Origin of the sequence: Yersinia sp. 2541 StPb PI, assembly GCF_052217145.1 — a bacterium.
Taxonomy (GTDB): domain Bacteria; phylum Pseudomonadota; class Gammaproteobacteria; order Enterobacterales; family Enterobacteriaceae; genus Yersinia; species Yersinia enterocolitica_E.
Genome location: NZ_JAZGQB010000001.1, coordinates 1,436,437 through 1,457,013, shown reverse-complemented (window position 1 = coordinate 1,457,013; position 20,577 = coordinate 1,436,437). Strand labels below are relative to the sequence as shown.

The window sequence follows — 20,577 nt, the reverse complement described above, 5'->3', positions numbered from 1 at the left end:
GTCAGACTGAGTCCAACTTTTGGCGTGCGTTTCACTGTGGCGTTGGCTAAACAGCGTTACCTCAGAACGAGGCCAGCCATAAACGCAGTTTCATGCCCCAATAGCTGCTCCATCCGCTGGTATTTTGTACCATTTTGCCTTGATAAAGGATCACTAACGTCGGTGTAACACTGACTTGCCACTGCGCTGACAACTCGCCGCGTGGGTCATTTATCACCGGTAACCGGTAGCCTTTTTTGGTCAGCCAGCGCTCAAGCTGTGGTGCTTCACCAGAGCGTAGTGCCACTGTCATCACATTCTCCCCCTCCTGCACCAATTGATTGACACTGGGGCTGGTGAATTTACACACGCCGCACCATGTTGCCCAAAAATAGATGAGCAACGGTTTGTCCTGGCTCATCGCCTTTAGCGAGACAGTCTGGCCCTCCAGGGTTTGTAATGACACATCGCCCCAATCAGCAGGTACCTGCGGGCTACGCAACCAATCCATCGCCAAAGAGACCACCGTGACCAGTACCAGCAGAATAACCAGCTCTTTACCCCACCGCTTCAAGCGACTCATTTACCCGCCTTAGCCAGTTGCTGCTTCACTATCTCCTCCAGTTGCTCATAGGAAATAGCACCTGGGATCATCTGATTACCAATCAAAGTGGCAGGTGTGCCTTGGATACCCAGTTGATCCGCTAATTTCAGGTTGGTACGCAACACATTCAAGCTCTGCTCGCTTGGTGCTACCGGCGTAACACCGGTTTTTTTCTGCGCCGCGGCAATACTGTCAGCATCGTGGAAACCTTTTTTCGCCATCAAGCGCTGATGAAATGGCAGAAATTGATTCGGATGTTGTTGCCACAGTGTCAACGCCAACCGTGCACTGGTCACCGAGCTTTCCCCTTTAAACGGTAGCGGTTTTATCACCACCGCCACTTGCGGGTACTCCTTCACTACCTTTTCCAGCAACGGATCAAAAGTTTTACAAAATGGGCAGTTGTAATCGGTAAATGAAACCAATGTCAGGGCTGGAGTTGCAGCCCCGAAACGTGGGCTACCAGGGTCTTGGAACAGCGCCTGCTTATTGGCTGCGATAAATTGATCCATTTGCTGCCCTTGCGCTTCATTAGCTTGCTGTTGCAAGGCATTGATGGATTGTTCAAGAATGTCTGGATTGGCGACCAGCGTTTCACGGATTAACGCTTTAATCCGCACTTCCTGCTCCGGCGTAAAAGGTGCAGCCGCCCACAGTGAGGTCGAGATCAGCGCTAACAACACAACCATGATAATTTTCATTCTTTATTTCCTTTAGCATCGGCCAAAATTTTTAATAACACGTCACGGTCCAACAGTGGCGAGAGCACCACACCCTGTGGTTGCTGTGGCCCATAAATTTGATTAAATGGGATTGCGACACTGCCGCGCTGGCGCAAAAACTCAGTAATATCAGCAGAAGGTCGCGTCCAGTCACCGCGTAACGCCACCACATCAGGTGCTTGCAACGCCTGCTGCACATCGTCACGCATCAGGACGTGTATTTTGTTAACTTTACAGGTCACACACCAATCGGCAGTGACATCGACAAACACCCGCTTATGCTCCATCAAGGCTTTCTTAATGGCTGATTCAGTTAATGGCTGCCACGGGATGGTGTCATGTAGCGGTTTGCGCCATAGATTAGCCGTCAGCGAACCCGCCAACAGTAATCCGCCGATAATCAACACCCCGATTAAGCTGACGATTGCGGCAACACGCACGCCATAGCGCCAGCCAATTGCCAGTAATAGCGCTAACAGCAACACTCCGCTAATCACCATCACCAGTTGTGAGCCAATATGGCTCACCATCAGGCTCAGTAACCACAGACTTGATGCCAGCATCAGCCCCCCCATCCCGATACGCAGACGGTTCATCCAACGACCTGGACGGGGCAAAAACAGCACCAATCTAGGCCATAGCGCCACCGCCAACCACGGCAGGCTCATACCAACCCCCAGGGCGGTAAATATGCCCCACAGCGCCGGTAAAGGGGCGGCCAGTGCAAAGGCTACCGCCGTCCCCAAAAATGGCGCGGAACACGGGGTTGCCAGTAGCGTCGCCAATGCGCCCTGTCCAAAGTGGCCGGCCAAACCGCGAGCCCCCGATTGCTCCACACGAGGCGCGGCAATACGGCTATTGAGCGATGAGGAGAGGTTAATTTCGAACAAGCCGAACAGGTTGGCCGTAAAGAGTGCGGTAACCAACACCATAAAGCCGATAAACCAAGGGCTTTGGAACTGAATTCCCCAGCCAAGGGCATGATTACCTAAACGCAAGGCGGTCATCAGTAATGCCAACAACCAAAACGAAGTCACAATCCCAGCAGACGATGCCAGAAACTGCCAACGAATCTGACGGCGGGTTTGCTGCCCAGTCTGCAAAATAGACCCCAGTTTCATTGCAAGGACCGGAAGCACACAAGGCATCAGATTAAGAATAAATCCGCCCGCCAGCGCCATCACTATCCAAGACCAAAAACGAGTGGAGGATTGCGGTAAAGTGAGCGCTTGCCCAATGGTCACCGTGGTCTCTTGCGCCAGACCCGCATCAGTAATCACCATCGTCAGGGGTTTACCACGTAGATCCCCCACGCCCTCCCCCCAACCATCAGTCGCAGGAACCCGTACCGATAACTGATTACCCTGCACACTGACCAGCGGTTTACCGAGATCCACGTCCGCCAAGGTATCGAAGAACAACTCGGGCTGTTGCCAACCTTCGTCACGCACCGCCAGAATTTGCACCTCGCCATGATCAAAACCAGCTTGGATCTGTTGGGTCAGGGCATTGGCAATGGGTACCTGCCCCATCGCCTGGGCAAAATCATGTTGGAATTGCTGTTGGTTTTCGCCACTTAACGGCGAGGAAAGATCGATGCTAAACGGGTAGTCAGTCAAAATGCAGACATTGCTACAGGTCGATAGGGTCAAGATGCCACTTAGCGTTTTGGGTGCCTTAGCGGAAATGACGATCGGCAACATGGCCTGCTCGTGATAGCCCTGAGTAGAGATACCAGAAACATCAAACCGTTGTGGTACAGGCCAGTACCATTTTACCGCATCAAGAGCGGTGCTCCAGACAATGGTCGGTGCAATGCCCCCTTCACCCGGTGAGCGCCAATAGGTTTTCCAGCCTTTCTCCAGTTGAACGGAAAGTAACAGGCGGGTTTCACCGCTCGTTGAAGGTTCGGCACGAATCCGCACCTTAGCATGTGAGTTTTGTGGGCTGACCAACCAGCCGCTGTCTGCCGCCCAAAGGGTGGGCATCCATAGCAGTAACAGACAGAACAACGCTGTCTTGCTTAAATTGAACATGATTCTTCTCCAGAAATAGATTAATCACAGCAACCGCAAGGGATGCCGTATTTATGCCAAAAGCATCTCTATTCCCGGAAAATGCACAATCGCAGATGCACCCTCAAACGGCTGGGTGATATCACTCGGGGTGGTGGAAACCTCATGCGGGTCGGGATCACCGGCCCCAATAGCAAGAGTAATAAACCCAGAGAAAAAATCGCTAATTCGAACAGAACAGGCGGGGATGCCAACAGGGATTTGGCACTTAGCTCACAAGGGGTGGGTGCCTCATCAGCATCGGCAGCAACCTGTGATGATGATGTCTGAAGGAGGTTTTTTTCCAACGCGTGCAGGCTGGCGATGCGTTGTGTCATACAAACTAATATGACCAAGCAAGCCAGGCAGAGGAACCACTTTGCCGCGCGCTGTTGTTTAACCATTATTCGTGTTTAACCATTATCCGTATTTAATTCTAATCCATATAATTCATCAGTAAAATTGATAAATTAGTCTCATTCAAGACCGAGCGCCCATCTTAGCGGCATAATCAAGATTATCAATGTCTGAACTTAAACAATCACTCAAAGTGACATTTAATTACAAACGTAGTTAACAAAAAAAACATAATCTGACGGTATGGGTCGCCCACATTTGCGCGTATCATATTGGTAGCCTGCATCTATTGCCGGGTACTTTATGAATTTCCACAGTATCGCCTCCACAGCGAAGGACCGGTTATATGCAACCTTTGAACGGCCCAAGTGTGCCGATTGCCAATGATCGCAATGTCGCACCGACCAAAATACCTCATCAGGGCCAAGTGGAAGATCAGGCACTTACCCCTGCGCAACGCACTACGCTGGAGAAGCTAATTGTGCGGATCATGGCCCTTAGCCCAATCAAATCTGCTGAGATCTGGGCCGGTCTGCGTCATGATTTATCCTTGGGTAGCACTAGCGACTTACTGGCACGCCACTTCCAGCCCGCTGAGCAATTGCTGCAAACCCGTCTGGCGCAGGCACAGGAAAATCATGCCAATCACCAGTTGCGCCAACAACTGACCGAACTGCTGCCTCAAGGCAACAACCGGCAAGCTGTCAGTGATTTTATCCGCCAGCACTTTGGTCATACTGTATTAAGTCAGTTAAGCCATTCAGAGTTACAACAAGTTCTGGTGCTGCTGCAATCCGGGACACTGAATATTCCACAGCCACAACTGGCAACAATAACTGATCGGCCGTTACTGCCGGCGGAGCATCAGAATATTCAATCGCTAGTAGCAAAACTTAGTGCCGCAACCGGCGAGCAACCGGCCAAAATATGGCAGGCATTATTTGATATGGTGGGGGTGAAAAGTAATGATCCGTTACCTGCACGCCATTTCCAGATACTCAGCCAGTTTTTACAGACCAAAGTGGCACTCAGCCAGCAAACAGCACCGACATTGGTTAACTTGCAAACCGCGTTGAAACAGCCCGCTGATGCGCAGGAACAACAATTATTAATTGATTACAGCCAGAGTCGCTTCCAGGCCAGTCCCACCACGCCGCTGACGCAAGCGCAGTTGAACGACATTATCAATGTCCTGTTTACCGCCAGATTGGATCGGGCCAATGCAGCCCAACGTTTAGCAGAAGATCAAAAAATTCTGCAACCAGTGATTAACCCGCTAATTGCCGCCTTACCTCAATCATTACAGCCATTGTTGCAAAAACCGTCACTGGCATTTGTGGCGCTGATTATAGTGATGGTCTTTTTGTTGGCTATCTTCTTCTAATGACAGATGTCGGCTCAGGTTATTTCCCGCTGAGCCGCGCCTGTGACTATCATAATAACCACCAGCCAACCAGAGCACTCCACAACAAAAATGGTAGTGAGTAAGCATGGAATTTTAACCAAATGGCCGGCTCTGCCGCCATTCTCAGCGCAATTAAATTAGCCATAGAACCCAACACAAAACCAAAACCACCAATATTGACCGCATAAGCCACCAGCGCGCTGGAAGGCAGATAATTAAGCAGCAATATTGTGGCGGGGACATTACTGATCAGTTGCGATAGGCCAATAGCCAAAATATAGGCGGCAGCCGTAGACAATGTTTTGATTTCACCGAACAGCGATTGTAAAGCAGGTAATTCCGTCAGTAGGCGCACGTCAATAAACATCGCCATAAAGACCACAATCAAGCTCCAGTCAATGGCCAGTAACACCCGCCGCGCCAATAGCAATAAACCGGCAAAAACGATAAGTAGCCCATAACCTTCCCAGCCCAAATCCACGCAGATAATAAAAATCACATACAGCGCCAAACAACTCAGCAACAGGCGGAACTGGTAAGGATAAATCGGGCTTGAGGCCTGTTTCTTTATCTTACGCGCCGGAAAACGCCACCATGTTACCGCGAATAATGTCAGCAGAATAATGGCTGCTAAAGGTGCCATTTGGCGAGTAAAACCGATAAAAGAGAGTTCGGAACGGCTCCATAACAGAATATTTTGTGGGTTGCCGATCGGTGTTAATAGCGACCCAGCATTGACTGCCAGCGCCGAGAAAATGATCAGACGAGAAACCGGCAAAGACGATATTTTTTTCAACGTCAAAATCAGTGGAATGATGATAAATAGCGCCACATCATTGGTTAGAAAGGATGACAACAGCGCCGCGGCTAAGACTAAAAACAGCGCCAGATGCCGCTCAGTGTGGAGTGTATTAATAATTTTCCGGCCAATAAAATCGAAGTAACCGCTAACCTCAACCCCTTTAGTCAGTAGCATTAATCCCAATAAAGTAACAATGGTGGTCCAGTCAATAAACTGTGGAAAGGAGACAATTTGGGCCGGCATTAAGACGGTTAACCCTATCCCAAAGATCAATAGAATATGTAATAGACGATCTTCCAGAAAAGGTCTGAATAGTGTTTTTACTGCTCGCTGAGTCGTGGCAAATAATGTCATCAGAAAATCTACAAACGGCCTGGGGCTGACAAAGAGAGATTACGTTAGCGTAGCCTATCATTTTATGCCAGCCCCTATTATCTACTGGCTGCCGCAACCTGCGGCGAGGTAGTGTGAACTTAACTTTGCGTGTTGTGTTTTATCGCTTTTCTGAAATCATCCATTGAACAGAACCCGTTAGCATCAATCGGACAGCCCTTAATTTCCAGCGTGACACGTTTTGGTGGTGCCTGAAGGGTCAGCGGCGTCTTATTACGAATTTGCTCAGTCGACAGATAGATATATTCGATCTTCATCATATCTTTATTTTGTTTCGTATCTTTCCAGCGCTCAAATACCACTTTGCCGCTGATTGGCGTTTTCTCATATTGGTCTGGCAATTGGTACTCTTTAGTCTTAAGGGCTGCCAACAATGATGCAATATTAGAGTCATGCCCAACCAATACCGCCAATTTAGCTTTCTGCGCTGCTAATTCATTAGGCGTTTTCTCACCGACGGGATCAAGAGCAGCACTGATAAAACCGACTAACTTCTCAGCCGCATTATCCGCAATGGCAGGAGAACCGAATAACGTCTCATGGTAGAGGTTTTTGATATCGATTAATTTACGCCACTCTTCCGCTGACTGAATCCGTCCCCAAGCCACATCTTTAATCGGAAAACCCTCGTAATATTGCAGCATAAACGCATCTGATGCACCGGTACCTAATTTTAACGGGCCGGTAATGCCTGGCTCTTTATTTTGTACCAATACAATATTGGTTGGCTGGGTACTCCAGTCACATTTCTTATCCGTTAAACAGGCGGGTGATTTTTTATAATCCAATACGCGGGAAAGTAAGTCGTAATTAGGCTGTAAACGTTTATTCAGCCCTTCGACCCCACCCGGCCCGGCGTGTTGATTAATCGATGCCAAGGCTTTTTCTTTAAATTCTGGTGTGACATCTAGCGTGATGATCGGATTAAAAACCGGATCCATTTTGCCGATATCTTTTTGGTGCGCCACTGGCACATTACAACCAGGGAAAGCGCCGAATAAGAAATGCTGCGCGGTACCAATGGTCCTTGGCAAGCTGTTAGCATAAGTAAATACCGTGGTATCTGCCGGGCATCCTGCCGCTTTCAGCAATTTGGCATTAACCAGCCACTCGCGGAAATACCCCCCCATCATCGCCTCAAGCTCTGCCCCTTTCGGTGTCAGATACCCTCCTGGGGTGGTCCATTGTGGCCATTTATCTGGTGTCGCACTGGAAAGCATATCGCCATAATTAACTAAAGGTGCGCGTATACCATGCCGGCTCATCACCAGCACTTGTTCAAGTTTATAGTTGTCACTTTTATCCTGTGCTACAACATGGGTTGACGCTGGCAAGAGTAGCGCTAATAGTGTCAGGGTGTATGCCGTCTTTATTTTTATCATCCTAATCTCCGTCATCCTGTTGATGGTAATAGTGTAAAAATAGATAGAAGAATAAATAGATTTTTCTATTGCTACAGATTTGTTACAACAAACATGATAGACAGAGATAACAGCTATAGTCGGAGTCTTGTCACAGTTCCGCTAATTGCTTCGTTACAACGTATCCGGGTGTTTCCGCATCGTTAAACTCTTATCCATACTCAGTGCTGATGTTTGCATAGGAATAAACTAATGAAAATTTTGGGTCTTATTGGCGGAATGAGTTGGGAGTCAACCATCCCTTATTACCGGATGATTAACCAGCAGGTTAAAGAACAACTTGGCGGTTTACACAGTGCCAAAATCATTCTCTACAGTGTCGACTTCCATGAGATTGAACAACTTCAGGCCAAGGGTGACTGGGAAACCGCAGCACAGTTGCTGTCTGATGCCGCCGTTTCATTAAAAAATGCCGGGGCTGACGTCATCGTGGTATGCACCAATACTATGCACAAAGTGGCTGATGACATTGAAGCGGCCAGCGGATTACCGTTATTGCATATTGCCGATGCCACTGCCGCACAAATTAAGCAGCAAGGGAGCAATAAAATTGGCTTATTGGGTACCCGCTACACCATGGAACAAGATTTTTATCGGGGACGATTGACGCAAAAACACGGTATTGAGGTGATTACCCCCGATAGTATCGATCGCGAGATTGTTAACCGTATTATTTATGAAGAGCTGTGTCTGGGCGTTATCAGTGAAACTTCCCGTCAGGAATATCGCCGCATTATGGGCAAATTAGAACAGCAAGGCGTGCAAGGGATTATCTTTGGTTGCACTGAAATAACATTGTTGGTTAACGCACAAGACGCGAGCGTGCCGGTATTTGATACCACCGCAATACATGCCTGTGCGGCCGCAGAATATGCACTGAAATGCTAATGGTGATTATGCCCCATGCCCCATTTCCCAATGGCAGCAGAGCTTAACACCGCTTACTCCGGCCTCCCTTGCAAAGCTCAGCAATAGGCCGGGTAATAAAGGCTGCTACATCAATGCACCATTACGTTCGAAAAATATCAACCGCTAATAATATTCCGTCCCGCCGCTTTTGAGTTATAGAGCATTTTATCTGCGCGAATTAATAGTTGTTCCTGTGCTTCATTTTGCCCCAGCTCCACCACACCTAAACTCATTGTCACATTGATATTCCCTTCCACGGGCATGGTTTCGATACGTTGCCTGATTTTCTCGGCGATACATTTAGCCTCATTTAATTGCGTGTTAGGTAACACAATCATAAACTCATCGCCGCCCCAACGGCCTAAAACATCAATTTCCCTAATATTATTCCTAATCACATCAACAATATGCGTCAAGGTTAAGTCCCCAACAGAATGGCCATACTTATCATTAATAGATTTAAAATTGTCTAAATCCAACGAAAGCAATGACAACGGCTGGCAAAATCGTTTTGCGCGGTTATATTCGTGCTTGAGTACTTTTTCCAGCAAATAACGGTTAGCCGCAGAGGTTAATACATCTGTTTCAGATAGACTTTTTTTGATATCGAGTTGCTGTTGTAAGCGGAAATTGGTTTCGCGTAATTCAACGGTTCGCTCTTCGACTAACGCTTCCAGAGATTTATTCTTTAACTCTAACTTTTCCAGACGATGCTTTTTGTCATGGATATTACGGTGAGCGCCGATCATCCTCGATACTGAACCATCACTATTACGCTCAATCACCTTGCCGCGATCTTCAATCCACACATAATCGCCATCATGAGTCCGGCAACGGTATTCAATCTGGTATCTCTCGGCCTGATTATTAATATAGGCATCAAACTGAAACATCACTCGGTCAAAATCATCTGGATGGATGATTTTCTCCCAAGTATGGACTGTATTTTCAAATGCATCGGCGGGATAGCCCAGCATTTCATACCAGCCAGTATTACGATAAACAAATCCATTGTTGGCATTCCAATCCCAGATACCATCACTTATCACTTCCAGAATTTCATGAACAACGCGCTCGTTTAAATCGGCAATCTTAACCTTCTGATCACTTGGATTATGGCTCATTGAACTACCCTGCTGTGTTGGTAAATTAAAAGACAAAAATAAAATTGTTTAATTATTGTTCTAATATTGTAATTGACGTTTTTGAGCAGGCAAGGATTTTTTAACTTCAAATTTGGCTTTAAAGGAATAAAAAACATTAAAAATAGCTGAAATTAGAGCTAACGCATTAATATTCAATCACCTACATTTTATAATGTTATTCACCTTGGTTATTGAGTATAAGATATTTTTATGAATAGTCAGTGATCAACTAGTCTTCTTTGATACAAAAAGATGAAATTACTAAAAAAGGTTAATCACCTGATGATTATAGTATTTTTCTGTAGAAGTGTTTATTTATAGCGAATAAAAAGGCCCGCGATTGCTCGCGGGCCTTAATGACTCAGTATCAATGAGCAGAAATATCTGCGATTGACCTTATTTCTGGTATTTACGCATGACCAGAGTGGCGTTAGTACCACCAAAACCGAAGCTGTTAGACATAACAGTAGTCAGTTCGCGCTGAGTTGGCTCAGTGATGATATTCATCCCTGCCGCTTTCTCATCCAGATTTTCAATATTGATGCTTGGTGCGATAAAGCCGTGCTCTACCATCAACAGGCTGAAGATAGCTTCATGCACACCCGCCGCACCCAGAGAGTGACCGGTCATGGCTTTTGTTGAGGAAATAGCTGGCGTGTTATCACCAAACACCTCACGAATCGCGCCTAGCTCTTTCACATCACCAACCGGTGTAGAAGTGCCATGTACGTTCATGTAGTCAATTGGTGTATCAACACCTGCCATTGCCATCTGCATGCAACGAACAGCACCTTCACCTGATGGTGCAACCATATCAGCACCATCAGAGGTTGCGCCGTAGCCAACAATCTCAGCGTAGATGTGAGCACCACGCGCCAGAGCATGCTCAAGTTCTTCAACCACCACCATACCGCCACCACCGGCGATTACGAAGCCATCACGGTCTTGATCATAAGTACGGGAAGCTTTAGCCGGAGTTTCATTGTATTTGGTCGACAACGCGCCCATGGCATCGAACTCGCAGGCCATTTCCCAGCACAGTTCTTCACCACCACCCGCAAACACTACATCCTGCTTGCCCAGTTGGATTAACTCCAAAGCATGGCCAATACAGTGCGCAGACGTCGCACAGGCAGAGCTGATTGAATAGTTAACACCTTTGATTTTAAAGGGGGTTGCCAGGCACGCGGACACACCAGATGCCATGGCTTTGGTCACCATATAAGGACCAACACCTTTCAAACCGCGCGGGGTACGCATTGCATCAGAACCGGCAACCTGATTACGGGGTGAACCACCACCGGAACCCACCACCAGCCCACTGCGGAAATTAGATACCTGATCGTCTGACAGGCCAGAGTCTGCTATCGCTTCTTCCATCGCAAGAAAAGCATAAATTGAGGCGTCGCTCATAAAACGCAGCACTTTGCGATCAATGAGGTCTTTAGGCTCAGATGCCAGCTTTACATCGCCCCATACGTGGCTACGCATACCTGCGTCTTTAAATTCCTGAGCGAAAGTAATGCCAGAGCGGCCTTCCTGCAAAGATGCCAGAACTTCCTGCTGGTTATTACCAATGCTGGAGACAATACCCAAGCCAGTAATTACTGCACGCTTCATTCAATACCTCTTCCACTTATTTTACATTCGGGATTTTGCAACGCACTTTAGCGTACAGTTGTACGCCGAACAAGTCCGATCAGCGTAATATACCCAGATAATTTTACGATTTGCACGCGGCCGGTCACATAGTTAGAATCGCCCTACCCCTTGAGATACGAGTCTTTCAACGTGAGCCATCCCCCAATCCAAACCGCGACATTAAGCTGGAATGAACAGGGTACACCTGTATCGGAACAGTTTGGTGACATCTATTTTTCCAATGAAGATGGGCTGGAAGAGACTCACTACGTTTTTCTTAAGGGGAATGGCTTCCCTGAGCGTTTCATTCAACACCCGTGGGATAACTGCATTTTTGCCGAAACGGGCTTCGGGACTGGCTTAAATTTTCTGACATTATGGCGCGATTTCGCTCAGTTCAAACAGCAACACGCCAGTGCAAAACTCCAGCGATTACACTATATCAGCTTCGAAAAATACCCCCTACAGGTGGCAGATTTAGCTGCCGCCCATGACCGCTGGCCAGAACTGGCATTTTTTGCCGAACAATTGCGCGCGCAATGGCCGTTACCTCTTGCTGGCTGCCATCGTATTCTGCTAGCGCAGGGGAGTATCACTCTGGATCTGTGGTTTGGTGATGTCAATACCTTACTGCCCCAGTTGGATGCCAGCCTGAATAATCAAGTAGATGCCTGGTTTCTTGATGGCTTTGCCCCGGCGAAAAACCCCGATATGTGGAATGATATGCTGTTCAATGCCATGGCGCGGATGGCAAGGCCGGGGGGCACTTTTGCCACATTTACTGCCGCCGGATTTGTTCGCCGTGGTTTGCAACAAGCAGGTTTTGACGTAGCTAAAGTGAAAGGTTTTGGGCAAAAACGTGAAATGCTCACGGGCAGATTGCCGCAAAGCATCGGGTCAGCCTCAGCGCCTTGGTACCATCGGCCAGCCGCGGTCCGTTGTGATGATATCGCGATCATTGGCGGCGGTATCGTCAGTGCATTGACAGCATTAGCCTTATTGCGCCGTGGGGCCAAGGTCACGCTCTATTGCGCCGATGCACAACCGGCGCAAGGTGCATCAGGTAACCGGCAAGGTGCGCTCTATCCCCTGCTAAACGGCAAAGATGATGCACTGGAAAACTTTTTCACCAGCGCATTTACCTTTGCCCGCCGCCAATATGATCAATTGTTAGCACAAGGCATTCATTTTGATCATCAATGGTGCGGTGTCAGCCAATTGGCATTTGATGAAAAAAGCCGTGGCAAGATTGATAAAATGCTGCAAATAAGCTGGCCGGTGTCATTCGCCGAAGCCATGAGCCGTGAACAGCTCAGTGCGCTCGCGGGGCTGGATTGCGCCCACGATGGTATACATTATCCCGCCGGAGGCTGGTTATGCCCATCAGACCTCACCACAGCGCTGCTGCTGCTGGCCCAACAAAAAGGCATGGCATGCCACTATCAGCATGAACTGAGTCAGTTAGAGCATGTTGACGGGCAATGGCAGCTCAGCTTCCAGCAACTCAGTGCCCAACCCATCGATAGCCAACAACACGATACCCAACAACCACTGACGGCGAAACAACATGCTACAGTGGTGCTGGCCACCGGCCACCGCTTAGCTGAGTGGCAACAAACCCAGCATCTGCCACTGTCAGCCGTGCGCGGGCAGGTCTCGCACATTCCCACGACCTCAGTACTCAGTCAGTTGCAGCAAGTGCTGTGCTATGACGGCTATCTGACGCCAGTGAACCCGGCTAACCAGCATCACTGTATTGGTGCCAGTTATCAGCGCGGCGATATTGCCACTGATTTTCGTGCCGATGAGCAGCAAGAGAACCGGGACCGCCTGTTACGCTGTCTGCCACAAGTAAATTGGCCGCATCAGGTTGATATCAGTGATAATCAAGCGCGCTGCGGGGTGCGTTGCGCTATTCGTGATCACTTACCGATGGTGGGCGCGGTACCGGATTATGCTGCAACACTGGCACAATATCAGGATCTGCCACGCAAAATTCAGCGTGGTGATGAGATAGCGCCAGCGCCGGTATGGCCGGAATTATTCATGGTGGGGGCATTGGGGTCACGGGGGTTGTGCAGTGCGCCATTGGTGGCAGAAATTTTGGCCGCACAAATGTTTGGGGAACCGCAGCCATTAGATGCGCCGACGCTGGCGGCACTCAATCCCAATCGATTTTGGATTCGAAAATTGCTAAAAGGCAGGCCGGTACAACAGCGCGTTGCGAGGTTATCTTAGCGGGCAGCTCGCGGGGTGGCTTGCAGCGACGTCAAAGTCATTGGAGTCGCAGAGGCGAGGCCAAATAACGAACATCGCTACCCCCCCGCGACTCCAGCAATGAACGCTATTTTATAGCTTGCTCAAGTAAACGATCCCATAAACCCAATACCAAAACCTGATCCGGTGGGGAAAGCTCCCCGGCTTTGATCGCTTTTTCCAGGCTGGTCTGCACGCGGGCATGTAACTGCTCAGCCGTATGTTCACCAAACTCTTCAGATTCTGCCACGGCTAGGGTCAGATGGCCGCGCAGATAGCCGCCGGCAAATAAATCATCATCACTGGCGTGCTCTACCATGTCATCAATCTGCGCTAATATGTGCGTTTCGAACTCTGCGATCATCAACTTTCCTCAATAACCCGTCATATTTCAAAGCGCAGGTGTGTTGGCAGCATTCATTAACCCGAATCACTTACCGTCGTGGGCTCATCGGGATTATGAGCCTCATCAGAGGCTCACCCTGCGGGCCAGCGCAAGCGCTATTCAAAATGATTTACACCCAATTTGTATCTTGCTTGCCGCCTTCCTACACCTTGAAATCTATTGGGTTATATTCTATATCCAAAAATAATGGCGTTACAGCCAGGCTGCAAGCTACACGAGATCTTCCGGGTAAGGGAAAAGCGCGGCTACCAACGGCGGCGTATTGTAAAACGATTGTAGTGCCTGAATAAAGCCCGCAGATCGTGGGGATATACCGTTTTCTAAATTCCACAACACTTGTTCGCGTACTTTGCGCTGGAATGTTATGCGATCCGGCTCACAATCCCCCTCCAGGTTGTCGCAACTGACGTTGAAAGGGAAACCCGCCGCTACACAGAACATCCATTCCAGTGCCTGTGGCTTGATCTCAACCACTTCAAACTGGCTCTGGGTTAATGCATCACGCCCATCCGGGCAGTACCAATAACCAAAATCGACCAACTTGCGCCGCTCTTCACCGGCAATACACCAATGGGAGATCTCATGCATTCCGCTGGCATAATAACCATGGGCAAAAATCACCCGATGATAGGGAAATTCGTCATCGGCAGGCAGATAAATAGGCTCATCGTCACCTTTTACCAGCCGGGTATTATATTGGTCGCTAAAACAGGCATTAAAAACATCGATTAATTGCTGATAATCATGGGTCATACTTGGGTCCGTAAGAGCGGTATCGTCAGCGACAGTCAGGCTCACTGCTATTTTGACACCTTAAGTTATGCGAAAACGTGTAACCCCAACCAGGAGGAGATCTCAGAACCGTGGCTGTCATACAGCAGCTTGCAGCTCATTACGAATGACACCACGACAATCATTGGGCGGATTAATTTTTGGCCTTTGGTCAACACCATATGTGCACCAAGGCGTGCGCCCAACACCTGCCCTACTAGCATCACCAACCCGATACTCCACACTACTTTGCCGCCGACGATGAAGAAGGTCAGGCCACCCAAGTTGGAGGTAAAATTAAGCACTTTGGCATGAGCGGTGGATTTTGCCAGATTAAATCCGCACAGCGTCACAAAGGCCAGCGCATAGAAAGAACCGGCTCCGGGGCCAAAGAAACCATCATAAAAACCGACACCACCGCCAGCAATCAAGGCAAAGGGTAGTGCGGATAGACGGCGCTGCTGATCAACTTCACCCAGCTTGGGAGTGAGCAGAAAATAAACACCAATCCCTATCACCAGCAATGGCAGAATTTGCCGCAAAATATCGGCCCGCATATGCTGAACCAAAATAGCACCCAGCATTGAGCCGACCAGTGTTAGAGCAATGGTCAGCTTTTGCTCTTTTAAATTCACCGCCCCACGGCGGATAAAATAGAGGCTGGCGGATAATGACCCGCCGACCGATTGCAATTTATTGGTCGCCAACGCCTGTGCCGGTGGTAATCCAACCGCCAGTAATGCCGGCACGGTGAGCAAGCCTCCGCCACCCGCAATGGAATCAATAAAACCCGCCAATAAGGCGACGACAAACAGTATCCCTAAAACCTCAGGGCCCAGCGTAAACCAATCCATGATTTATTCCGCAGCAAAATGGTTATCCAACAAAGCCTGACATGAAGGCGGCAATGGTGGGGGTAAGGTTTTACCCGGTTTAGCACTCGGTTGATGGGGCTGGAACCAGCTTTCCAGTTCTGCACCACAACCATCCCCCGCAGGAGGCGTGTCTTGATCCAAACACTCCAGGCTATCTGCCGGGCAGCGCAATCTTACATGCATATGTGCACGATGGCCGAACCACGGGCGCACTTTATGCAACCAATTACGATCCGTTCCGGCATCCAGACACAGTTGCTTTTTAATCGCCGGATTGACGAAAATACGCGTCACTTCGTTATCGTTAGCCGCTAACTTGATAAGGCTCTCGACCTGAGGTTGCCACAGTGCGGGGACGACCCGTTTGCCGTCGGCTGCCACCAAATCAACAGGTTGCGGTTTCAGCAATTGCTGTTGGCTCCAGCGCTGTACTGGCAGTTGTAACCAGATATCCACATCCAGACCAGATTGATGGCTGGCATGCCCACTACTAAAGCGCCCACCGGCGGGCATTGCCATATCGCCAATCAATACCGTTCCCAAGCGATGTTGCTCAGCCTGCGCACTCAGACGGTGGATAAAGTTCAGTAAATCAGGATGACCGAAATAACGGCGCTGATCCGGGCGCATCACCTGATAATCTGCCGATTGGAGCGGCAAAGGCATTGCACCAATAACGCAGCCGTTGGCAAAACCACCAATCGACTGTGGAGAACCTGCAACCGGGTTGGCTATCTGTTGCCATGGCGTCGCCGCCATGACCGGGGCTATAGCGGTGAGTGCTACGGTAGCGGCAAGTGCCACTGCACCCACAATCCATTTGTTCATTGTGCCTACCAGCGCGGAACGTCGGAAACCACATCACCGCACTGTGCACGCTGGCGCAGCAAGTGATCCATTAACACAATAGCCATCATGGCCTCAGCAATAGGGACGGCGCGAATACCGACACAAGGGTCATGGCGACCACGGGTAACCATCTCAACCGCCTCACCCTGCCGGTTAATGGTTTGCCCTGGTACCATAATGCTGGATGTCGGTTTCAAGGCGATATGGGCCACAACCGGTTGCCCGCTGCTGATGCCGCCTAAAATGCCCCCGGCATGATTGCTCTGGAAACCTTGTGGGGTAATCTCATCACGGTTTTCACTACCACGCTTAGTAACAACAGCAAAACCATCACCGATTTCCACCCCTTTCACCGCATTGATACTCATCAGCGCATGGGCCAAATCTGCATCTAAACGGTCAAATACTGGCTCACCCAAACCAACCGGCACGTGTTCAGCGACCACGGTAATTTTGGCTCCAATAGAGTCACCGGCTTTTTTCAGTTCACGCATCAGCGCATCCAGCGGCTCCAACTTACTGGCATCTGGACAGAAGAACGGATTTTGTTCAACCAAATCCCAATCAATCAAATCACAACTAATATCGCCAATTTGTGCCAGATAGCCACGCACCTGCACCCCGAATTTCTGCGCCAGATACTTTTTAGCAATGGCACCGGCGGCAACACGCATCGCGGTTTCACGGGCTGAAGAACGGCCCCCTCCCCGATAGTCACGCACGCCGTATTTTTGTTCGTAGGTATAGTCAGCATGGCCTGGGCGGAAGACATCTTTAATCGTGCTGTAATCCTGTGACCGCTGGTCAGTATTCTCAATCATCAACCCGATGCTGGTACCGGTGGTTACTCCCTCAAACACGCCAGATAAAATACGCACCTGATCCGGCTCGCGGCGTTGAGTGGTATAGCGTGAGGTACCCGGGCGACGCCGGTCGAGATCCAACTGAATGTCAGCTTCAGTGATTGGAATGCCCGGCGGGACGCCATCAATAATACACCCCAAGGCGATGCCGTGAGATTCACCAAAAGTGGTGACGCGGAAAAACTGCCCAATACTGTTGCCAGCCATCACGGCTCCTTACCATTTAGTCATAAACAATCTGCCAGCATGATATTTATCACACTGACAGACTTTATAAGCAGAGATCGATTAATCGCGGTACATACTAAAATGCGGAGCGCAGTCAATCAGTTGCTGTTTGGTCAGCATAAATACGCCATCACCGCCGTTGTCGAACTCCAGCCAGGTGAAAGGCACATCAGGATATATGTCCATCAAATGCACCATGCTGTTGCCCACTTCGCAAATCAACACGCCATCATCTTGCAAGAAGTCCGGGGCGCAAGCCAGAATACGGCGAGCCAGTTTCAAGCCATCGCTGCCAGCAGCCAACCCAAGTTCAGGCTCGAAGCGGAACTCCTGCGGTAAGTCGGCCATATCTTCGGCATCAACATACGGTGGATTAGTGACAATCAAGTCATATTTGATTGGCGGTAAATCACGGAACAGGTCAGAGCGAATCGGTGTGACCTGATGTTCCATCTCATGCTGTTGAATATTATGTTCAGTTACTGCCAGAACATCATTAGAGATATCAACAGCATCCACTTCAGCGTCTGGGAAGGCATAGGCACAAGCAATAGCAATACAACCACTACCGGTACACATATCCAGAATATGCTTAGGCTGGTGTCTGATCAGACCATCAAAGCTGTTATTAATCAATTCAGCTATCGGTGAACGTGGCACCAATACACGCTCATCAACATAATATTCCATGCCGCAGAACCAAGCTTTATTGGTCAGATAAGCAACCGGAATTCGCTCGTTAACCCGGCGGATCACCCGTTCGACAATACGGTGCCGCTCGCTCGACGTCAGGCGCGCACTGCGCATATCCTCAGGGATATCTATCGGTAAAAATAGGCTCGGGAAAACCAGTTGTACTGCTTCGTCCCACGGATTATCAGTACCGTGACCATAAAAAATATTGGCCGCATTAAACCGGCTAACTGCCCAGCGCAGCATATCCTGAATGGTGTGCAGCTCATTTACTGCTTCATCGACGAAAATCTTGTCCAAGGTATTCTCCAACAACGGTGCGAAAAATCATTATCTATCCCCTAGTTTGCCATGAAGCCCGCGACAAATCAGCAGCAATACATCAGTTGAATGATAACCGAATAATGAAAAGCACATTAACATTGAAAATTATATGGATAACCGCTTGATTGCGAGAACAACCAATACACCTACACCTGGAAATATGACGACATACCTATACCCAATAGATTTCGAGGCGTAGGAAGGCGGCAACCGAGATAATCCCGATGAGCTTACACAAGTAAGTGATTCGGGTAAGCGAGGGCAGCCAACACACCTATACCTTGAAATATGACGACATACCTATACCCAATAGATTTCAAGGCGTAGGAAGGCGGCAACCGAGATAATCCCGATGAGCTTACACAAGTAAGTGATTCGGGTAAGCGAGGGCAGCCAACACACCTATACCTTGAAATATGACGACATACCTATACCCAATAGATTTCGAGGCGTAGGAAGGCGGCAACCGAGATAATCCCGATGAGCTTACACAAGTAAGTGATTCGGGTAAGCGAGGGCAGCCAACACACCTATACCTTGAAATATGACGACATACCTATACCCAATAGATTTCAAGGCGTAGGAAGGCGGCAACCGAGATAATCCCGATGAGCTTACACAAGTAAGTGATTCGGGTAAGCGAGGGCAGCCAACACACCTACACCTTGAAATATGACGGGTATAGACATTTATTTAGACAGATGACGTTCAACAGGTAAACTGGAGGTAATCAAATAAGTACAACGAACTGATGATGAAAAATAAATATCACCTCACGACTGATGATTTACAGCTATTTAAGGAGTCAATAGTTGGGGCGAAGAAGCTGAAACAAGATACGATTGTTCTGCATACACCGCCCAAGTTGGGCAAAAGAATCGCACCGGAAAAATTACTGCAAGAGCAGGTTGATGCCAGTTATTATTTTTCCGATGAATTCCAACCGCAGTTGGATTACGACGGTCCCACCCGCTATGTGCGGCCTGGCGTTGATCATTTTGAAGTTAAAAAGCTGCGGCGCGGTGATTACTCGCCCGATATGTTTTTGGATTTACACGGATTAACCCAGAAACAGGCCAAACAGGAGTTGGGCGCACTGATTGCTGCCTGTAAGCGGGAGCATGTGCATTGTGCCTGCGTGATGCATGGCCACGGCAAACATGTTCTGAAGCAGCAAACCCCTTTGTGGCTGGCGCAGCACCCTGATGTGCTGGCATTCCATCAAGCCCCTAAAGATTGGGGTGGGACTGCGGCATTACTGGTCTTAATTGAGTTAGAAGAATAGACGCGAAATGCGGTTTGACAGAAAAACAAAGGCGCGACAGAGATGCCGCGCCGATTGAATATTCACTAACACTGTTTTAACCGTGGCAAGCCTTTGCCAACAGTTGTGACGGGCTGACCTGCCAATCAAATGTCCCCTTCCCGGTATCACCATTAAGATCAACACAGGCGATTGCCGAGGTGGCAAACATTGGTGGGCATTGCCCTGGACAGAGCTCAGAAACCAGATACCCGACCAGCGGCAAGTGCGAAATGACCAGCACTGCGGCACAATCTTCTTTTGCCAATGCCTGCAAATAGCAGCAGACAAAAGCGGCATCCCCACCCGGCGTTAATTCTGGCATCACTTCCTGCTCTGCCGGTAGCGTAATCACCTCACGCGCGACGTCTAATGTTTGCGCTGCGCGTAGATAAGGGCTAACCAAAATCTGATCGATATCAACAGACTGCTCGCTTAGCCAGCTTGCTATCTGACGTGACTCATCCTGACCACACAGAGTAAGAGGCCGTTGTGCATCACTTGCTGCATCAAGGGCCGCGTCACCGTGACGCATAATGAAAACTTGCATATTGCACCGTTTTTGTTAACAAAATAA

19 protein-coding genes are annotated in these 20,577 nt (G+C 48.9%); 4 read left to right on the top strand and 15 right to left on the bottom strand.

Features of this window, described 5'->3' with window-relative positions:
• Positions 1–61 precede the first annotated feature (61 nt).
• The 4 genes from V1953_RS06465 to V1953_RS06450 all read right to left on the bottom strand — a co-directional run bounded on the left by V1953_RS06465 (position 62) and on the right by V1953_RS06450 (position 3,763).
• On the bottom strand, positions 62–562 hold the full coding sequence (locus tag V1953_RS06465; protein ID WP_083158226.1) for a protein disulfide oxidoreductase: 501 nt from the start codon (positions 560–562) through the stop codon (positions 62–64).
• A complete protein-coding gene (locus tag V1953_RS06460) occupies positions 559–1,284 on the bottom strand; it encodes a DsbA family protein (protein ID WP_083158225.1) in 726 nt (241 codons plus the stop codon). Before V1953_RS06460 ends, V1953_RS06465 begins: the two co-directional genes overlap by 4 nt.
• Positions 1,281–3,341, bottom strand: coding sequence for a protein-disulfide reductase DsbD family protein (locus tag V1953_RS06455; RefSeq protein WP_083158224.1), 2,061 nt, complete (start codon positions 3,339–3,341; stop codon positions 1,281–1,283). The genes V1953_RS06460 and V1953_RS06455 overlap by 4 nt, the downstream gene beginning before the upstream one ends.
• Before the next feature lie 68 nt (positions 3,342–3,409).
• Positions 3,410–3,763 (bottom strand): copper resistance protein, encoded by a 354-nt coding sequence (locus tag V1953_RS06450; RefSeq protein ID WP_372559498.1) that lies wholly within the window; start codon positions 3,761–3,763, stop codon positions 3,410–3,412.
• A 299-nt stretch (positions 3,764–4,062) separates the two neighbouring features.
• Between V1953_RS06450 and flk the strand changes: the two genes are divergently transcribed.
• The gene (gene flk / locus V1953_RS06445; protein ID WP_420072977.1) at positions 4,063–5,100 is read left to right on the top strand and encodes a flagella biosynthesis regulator Flk; all 1,038 of its coding nucleotides are present in this window, start codon (positions 4,063–4,065) and stop codon (positions 5,098–5,100) included.
• 49 nt (positions 5,101–5,149) lie between these two features.
• On the opposite strand, the gene V1953_RS06440 is transcribed toward flk, so the two are convergent.
• Complete coding sequence (locus V1953_RS06440; RefSeq protein WP_372569395.1) at positions 5,150–6,277, bottom strand: SLC13 family permease; 1,128 nt, start codon at positions 6,275–6,277, stop codon at positions 5,150–5,152.
• 119 nt (positions 6,278–6,396) lie between these two features.
• Positions 6,397–7,698 (bottom strand): bifunctional glucose-1-phosphatase/inositol phosphatase, encoded by a 1,302-nt coding sequence (agp, locus tag V1953_RS06435; RefSeq protein WP_083158220.1) that lies wholly within the window; start codon positions 7,696–7,698, stop codon positions 6,397–6,399.
• A 231-nt stretch (positions 7,699–7,929) separates the two neighbouring features.
• Between agp and V1953_RS06430 the strand changes: the two genes are divergently transcribed.
• A complete protein-coding gene (locus V1953_RS06430) occupies positions 7,930–8,625 on the top strand; it encodes an aspartate/glutamate racemase family protein (RefSeq protein WP_442850768.1) in 696 nt (231 codons plus the stop codon).
• A gap of 137 nt (positions 8,626–8,762) precedes the next feature.
• Here the strand turns inward: V1953_RS06430 and V1953_RS06425 are convergent, their stop codons facing one another.
• Together V1953_RS06425 and fabB are read right to left on the bottom strand one after the other, a co-directional pair.
• A complete protein-coding gene (locus tag V1953_RS06425; RefSeq protein WP_083158218.1) occupies positions 8,763–9,770 on the bottom strand; it encodes a sensor domain-containing diguanylate cyclase in 1,008 nt (335 codons plus the stop codon).
• Positions 9,771–10,187: 417 nt separating this feature from the next.
• Positions 10,188–11,411 carry a beta-ketoacyl-ACP synthase I gene (gene fabB, locus V1953_RS06420; protein WP_083158217.1) on the bottom strand — a complete coding sequence of 408 codons (1,224 nt, stop codon included), beginning with the start codon at positions 11,409–11,411 and terminating at the stop codon, positions 10,188–10,190.
• Between the two features lie 171 nt (positions 11,412–11,582).
• On the opposite strand from fabB, the gene mnmC reads away from it, so the two are divergent.
• Positions 11,583–13,670 carry a bifunctional tRNA (5-methylaminomethyl-2-thiouridine)(34)-methyltransferase MnmD/FAD-dependent 5-carboxymethylaminomethyl-2-thiouridine(34) oxidoreductase MnmC gene (gene mnmC / locus V1953_RS06415; RefSeq protein ID WP_442850767.1) on the top strand — a complete coding sequence of 696 codons (2,088 nt, stop codon included), beginning with the start codon at positions 11,583–11,585 and terminating at the stop codon, positions 13,668–13,670.
• A gap of 106 nt (positions 13,671–13,776) precedes the next feature.
• Here mnmC and V1953_RS06410 read toward each other — a convergent pair whose 3' ends face one another.
• The 6 genes from V1953_RS06410 to prmB form a co-directional block, all read right to left on the bottom strand.
• Positions 13,777–14,052, bottom strand: a complete 276-nt coding sequence (locus V1953_RS06410; protein WP_005183422.1) for a YfcL family protein — start codon at positions 14,050–14,052, stop codon at positions 13,777–13,779.
• Positions 14,053–14,304: 252 nt separating this feature from the next.
• Positions 14,305–14,847 carry an elongation factor P hydroxylase gene (locus tag V1953_RS06405; RefSeq protein WP_083158215.1) on the bottom strand — a complete coding sequence of 181 codons (543 nt, stop codon included), beginning with the start codon at positions 14,845–14,847 and terminating at the stop codon, positions 14,305–14,307.
• Positions 14,848–14,912: 65 nt separating this feature from the next.
• A complete protein-coding gene (locus V1953_RS06400; RefSeq protein WP_083158214.1) occupies positions 14,913–15,719 on the bottom strand; it encodes a sulfite exporter TauE/SafE family protein in 807 nt (268 codons plus the stop codon).
• Positions 15,720–15,722: 3 nt separating this feature from the next.
• Positions 15,723–16,568, bottom strand: coding sequence for a penicillin-insensitive murein endopeptidase (gene mepA / locus V1953_RS06395; protein WP_420072863.1), 846 nt, complete (start codon positions 16,566–16,568; stop codon positions 15,723–15,725).
• A gap of 5 nt (positions 16,569–16,573) precedes the next feature.
• The gene (aroC, locus tag V1953_RS06390; RefSeq protein WP_005183428.1) at positions 16,574–17,659 is read right to left on the bottom strand and encodes a chorismate synthase; all 1,086 of its coding nucleotides are present in this window, start codon (positions 17,657–17,659) and stop codon (positions 16,574–16,576) included.
• Positions 17,660–17,740: 81 nt separating this feature from the next.
• Positions 17,741–18,673, bottom strand: coding sequence for a 50S ribosomal protein L3 N(5)-glutamine methyltransferase (gene prmB, locus V1953_RS06385; RefSeq protein WP_050084895.1), 933 nt, complete (start codon positions 18,671–18,673; stop codon positions 17,741–17,743).
• Positions 18,674–19,451: 778 nt separating this feature from the next.
• On the opposite strand from prmB, the gene smrB reads away from it, so the two are divergent.
• Positions 19,452–19,982 carry an endonuclease SmrB gene (gene smrB, locus V1953_RS06380; RefSeq protein ID WP_083163530.1) on the top strand — a complete coding sequence of 177 codons (531 nt, stop codon included), beginning with the start codon at positions 19,452–19,454 and terminating at the stop codon, positions 19,980–19,982.
• A 76-nt stretch (positions 19,983–20,058) separates the two neighbouring features.
• On the opposite strand, the gene sixA is transcribed toward smrB, so the two are convergent.
• On the bottom strand, positions 20,059–20,550 hold the full coding sequence (sixA, locus tag V1953_RS06375) for a phosphohistidine phosphatase SixA (RefSeq protein ID WP_372569399.1): 492 nt from the start codon (positions 20,548–20,550) through the stop codon (positions 20,059–20,061).
• Positions 20,551–20,577: the final 27 nt, after the last annotated feature.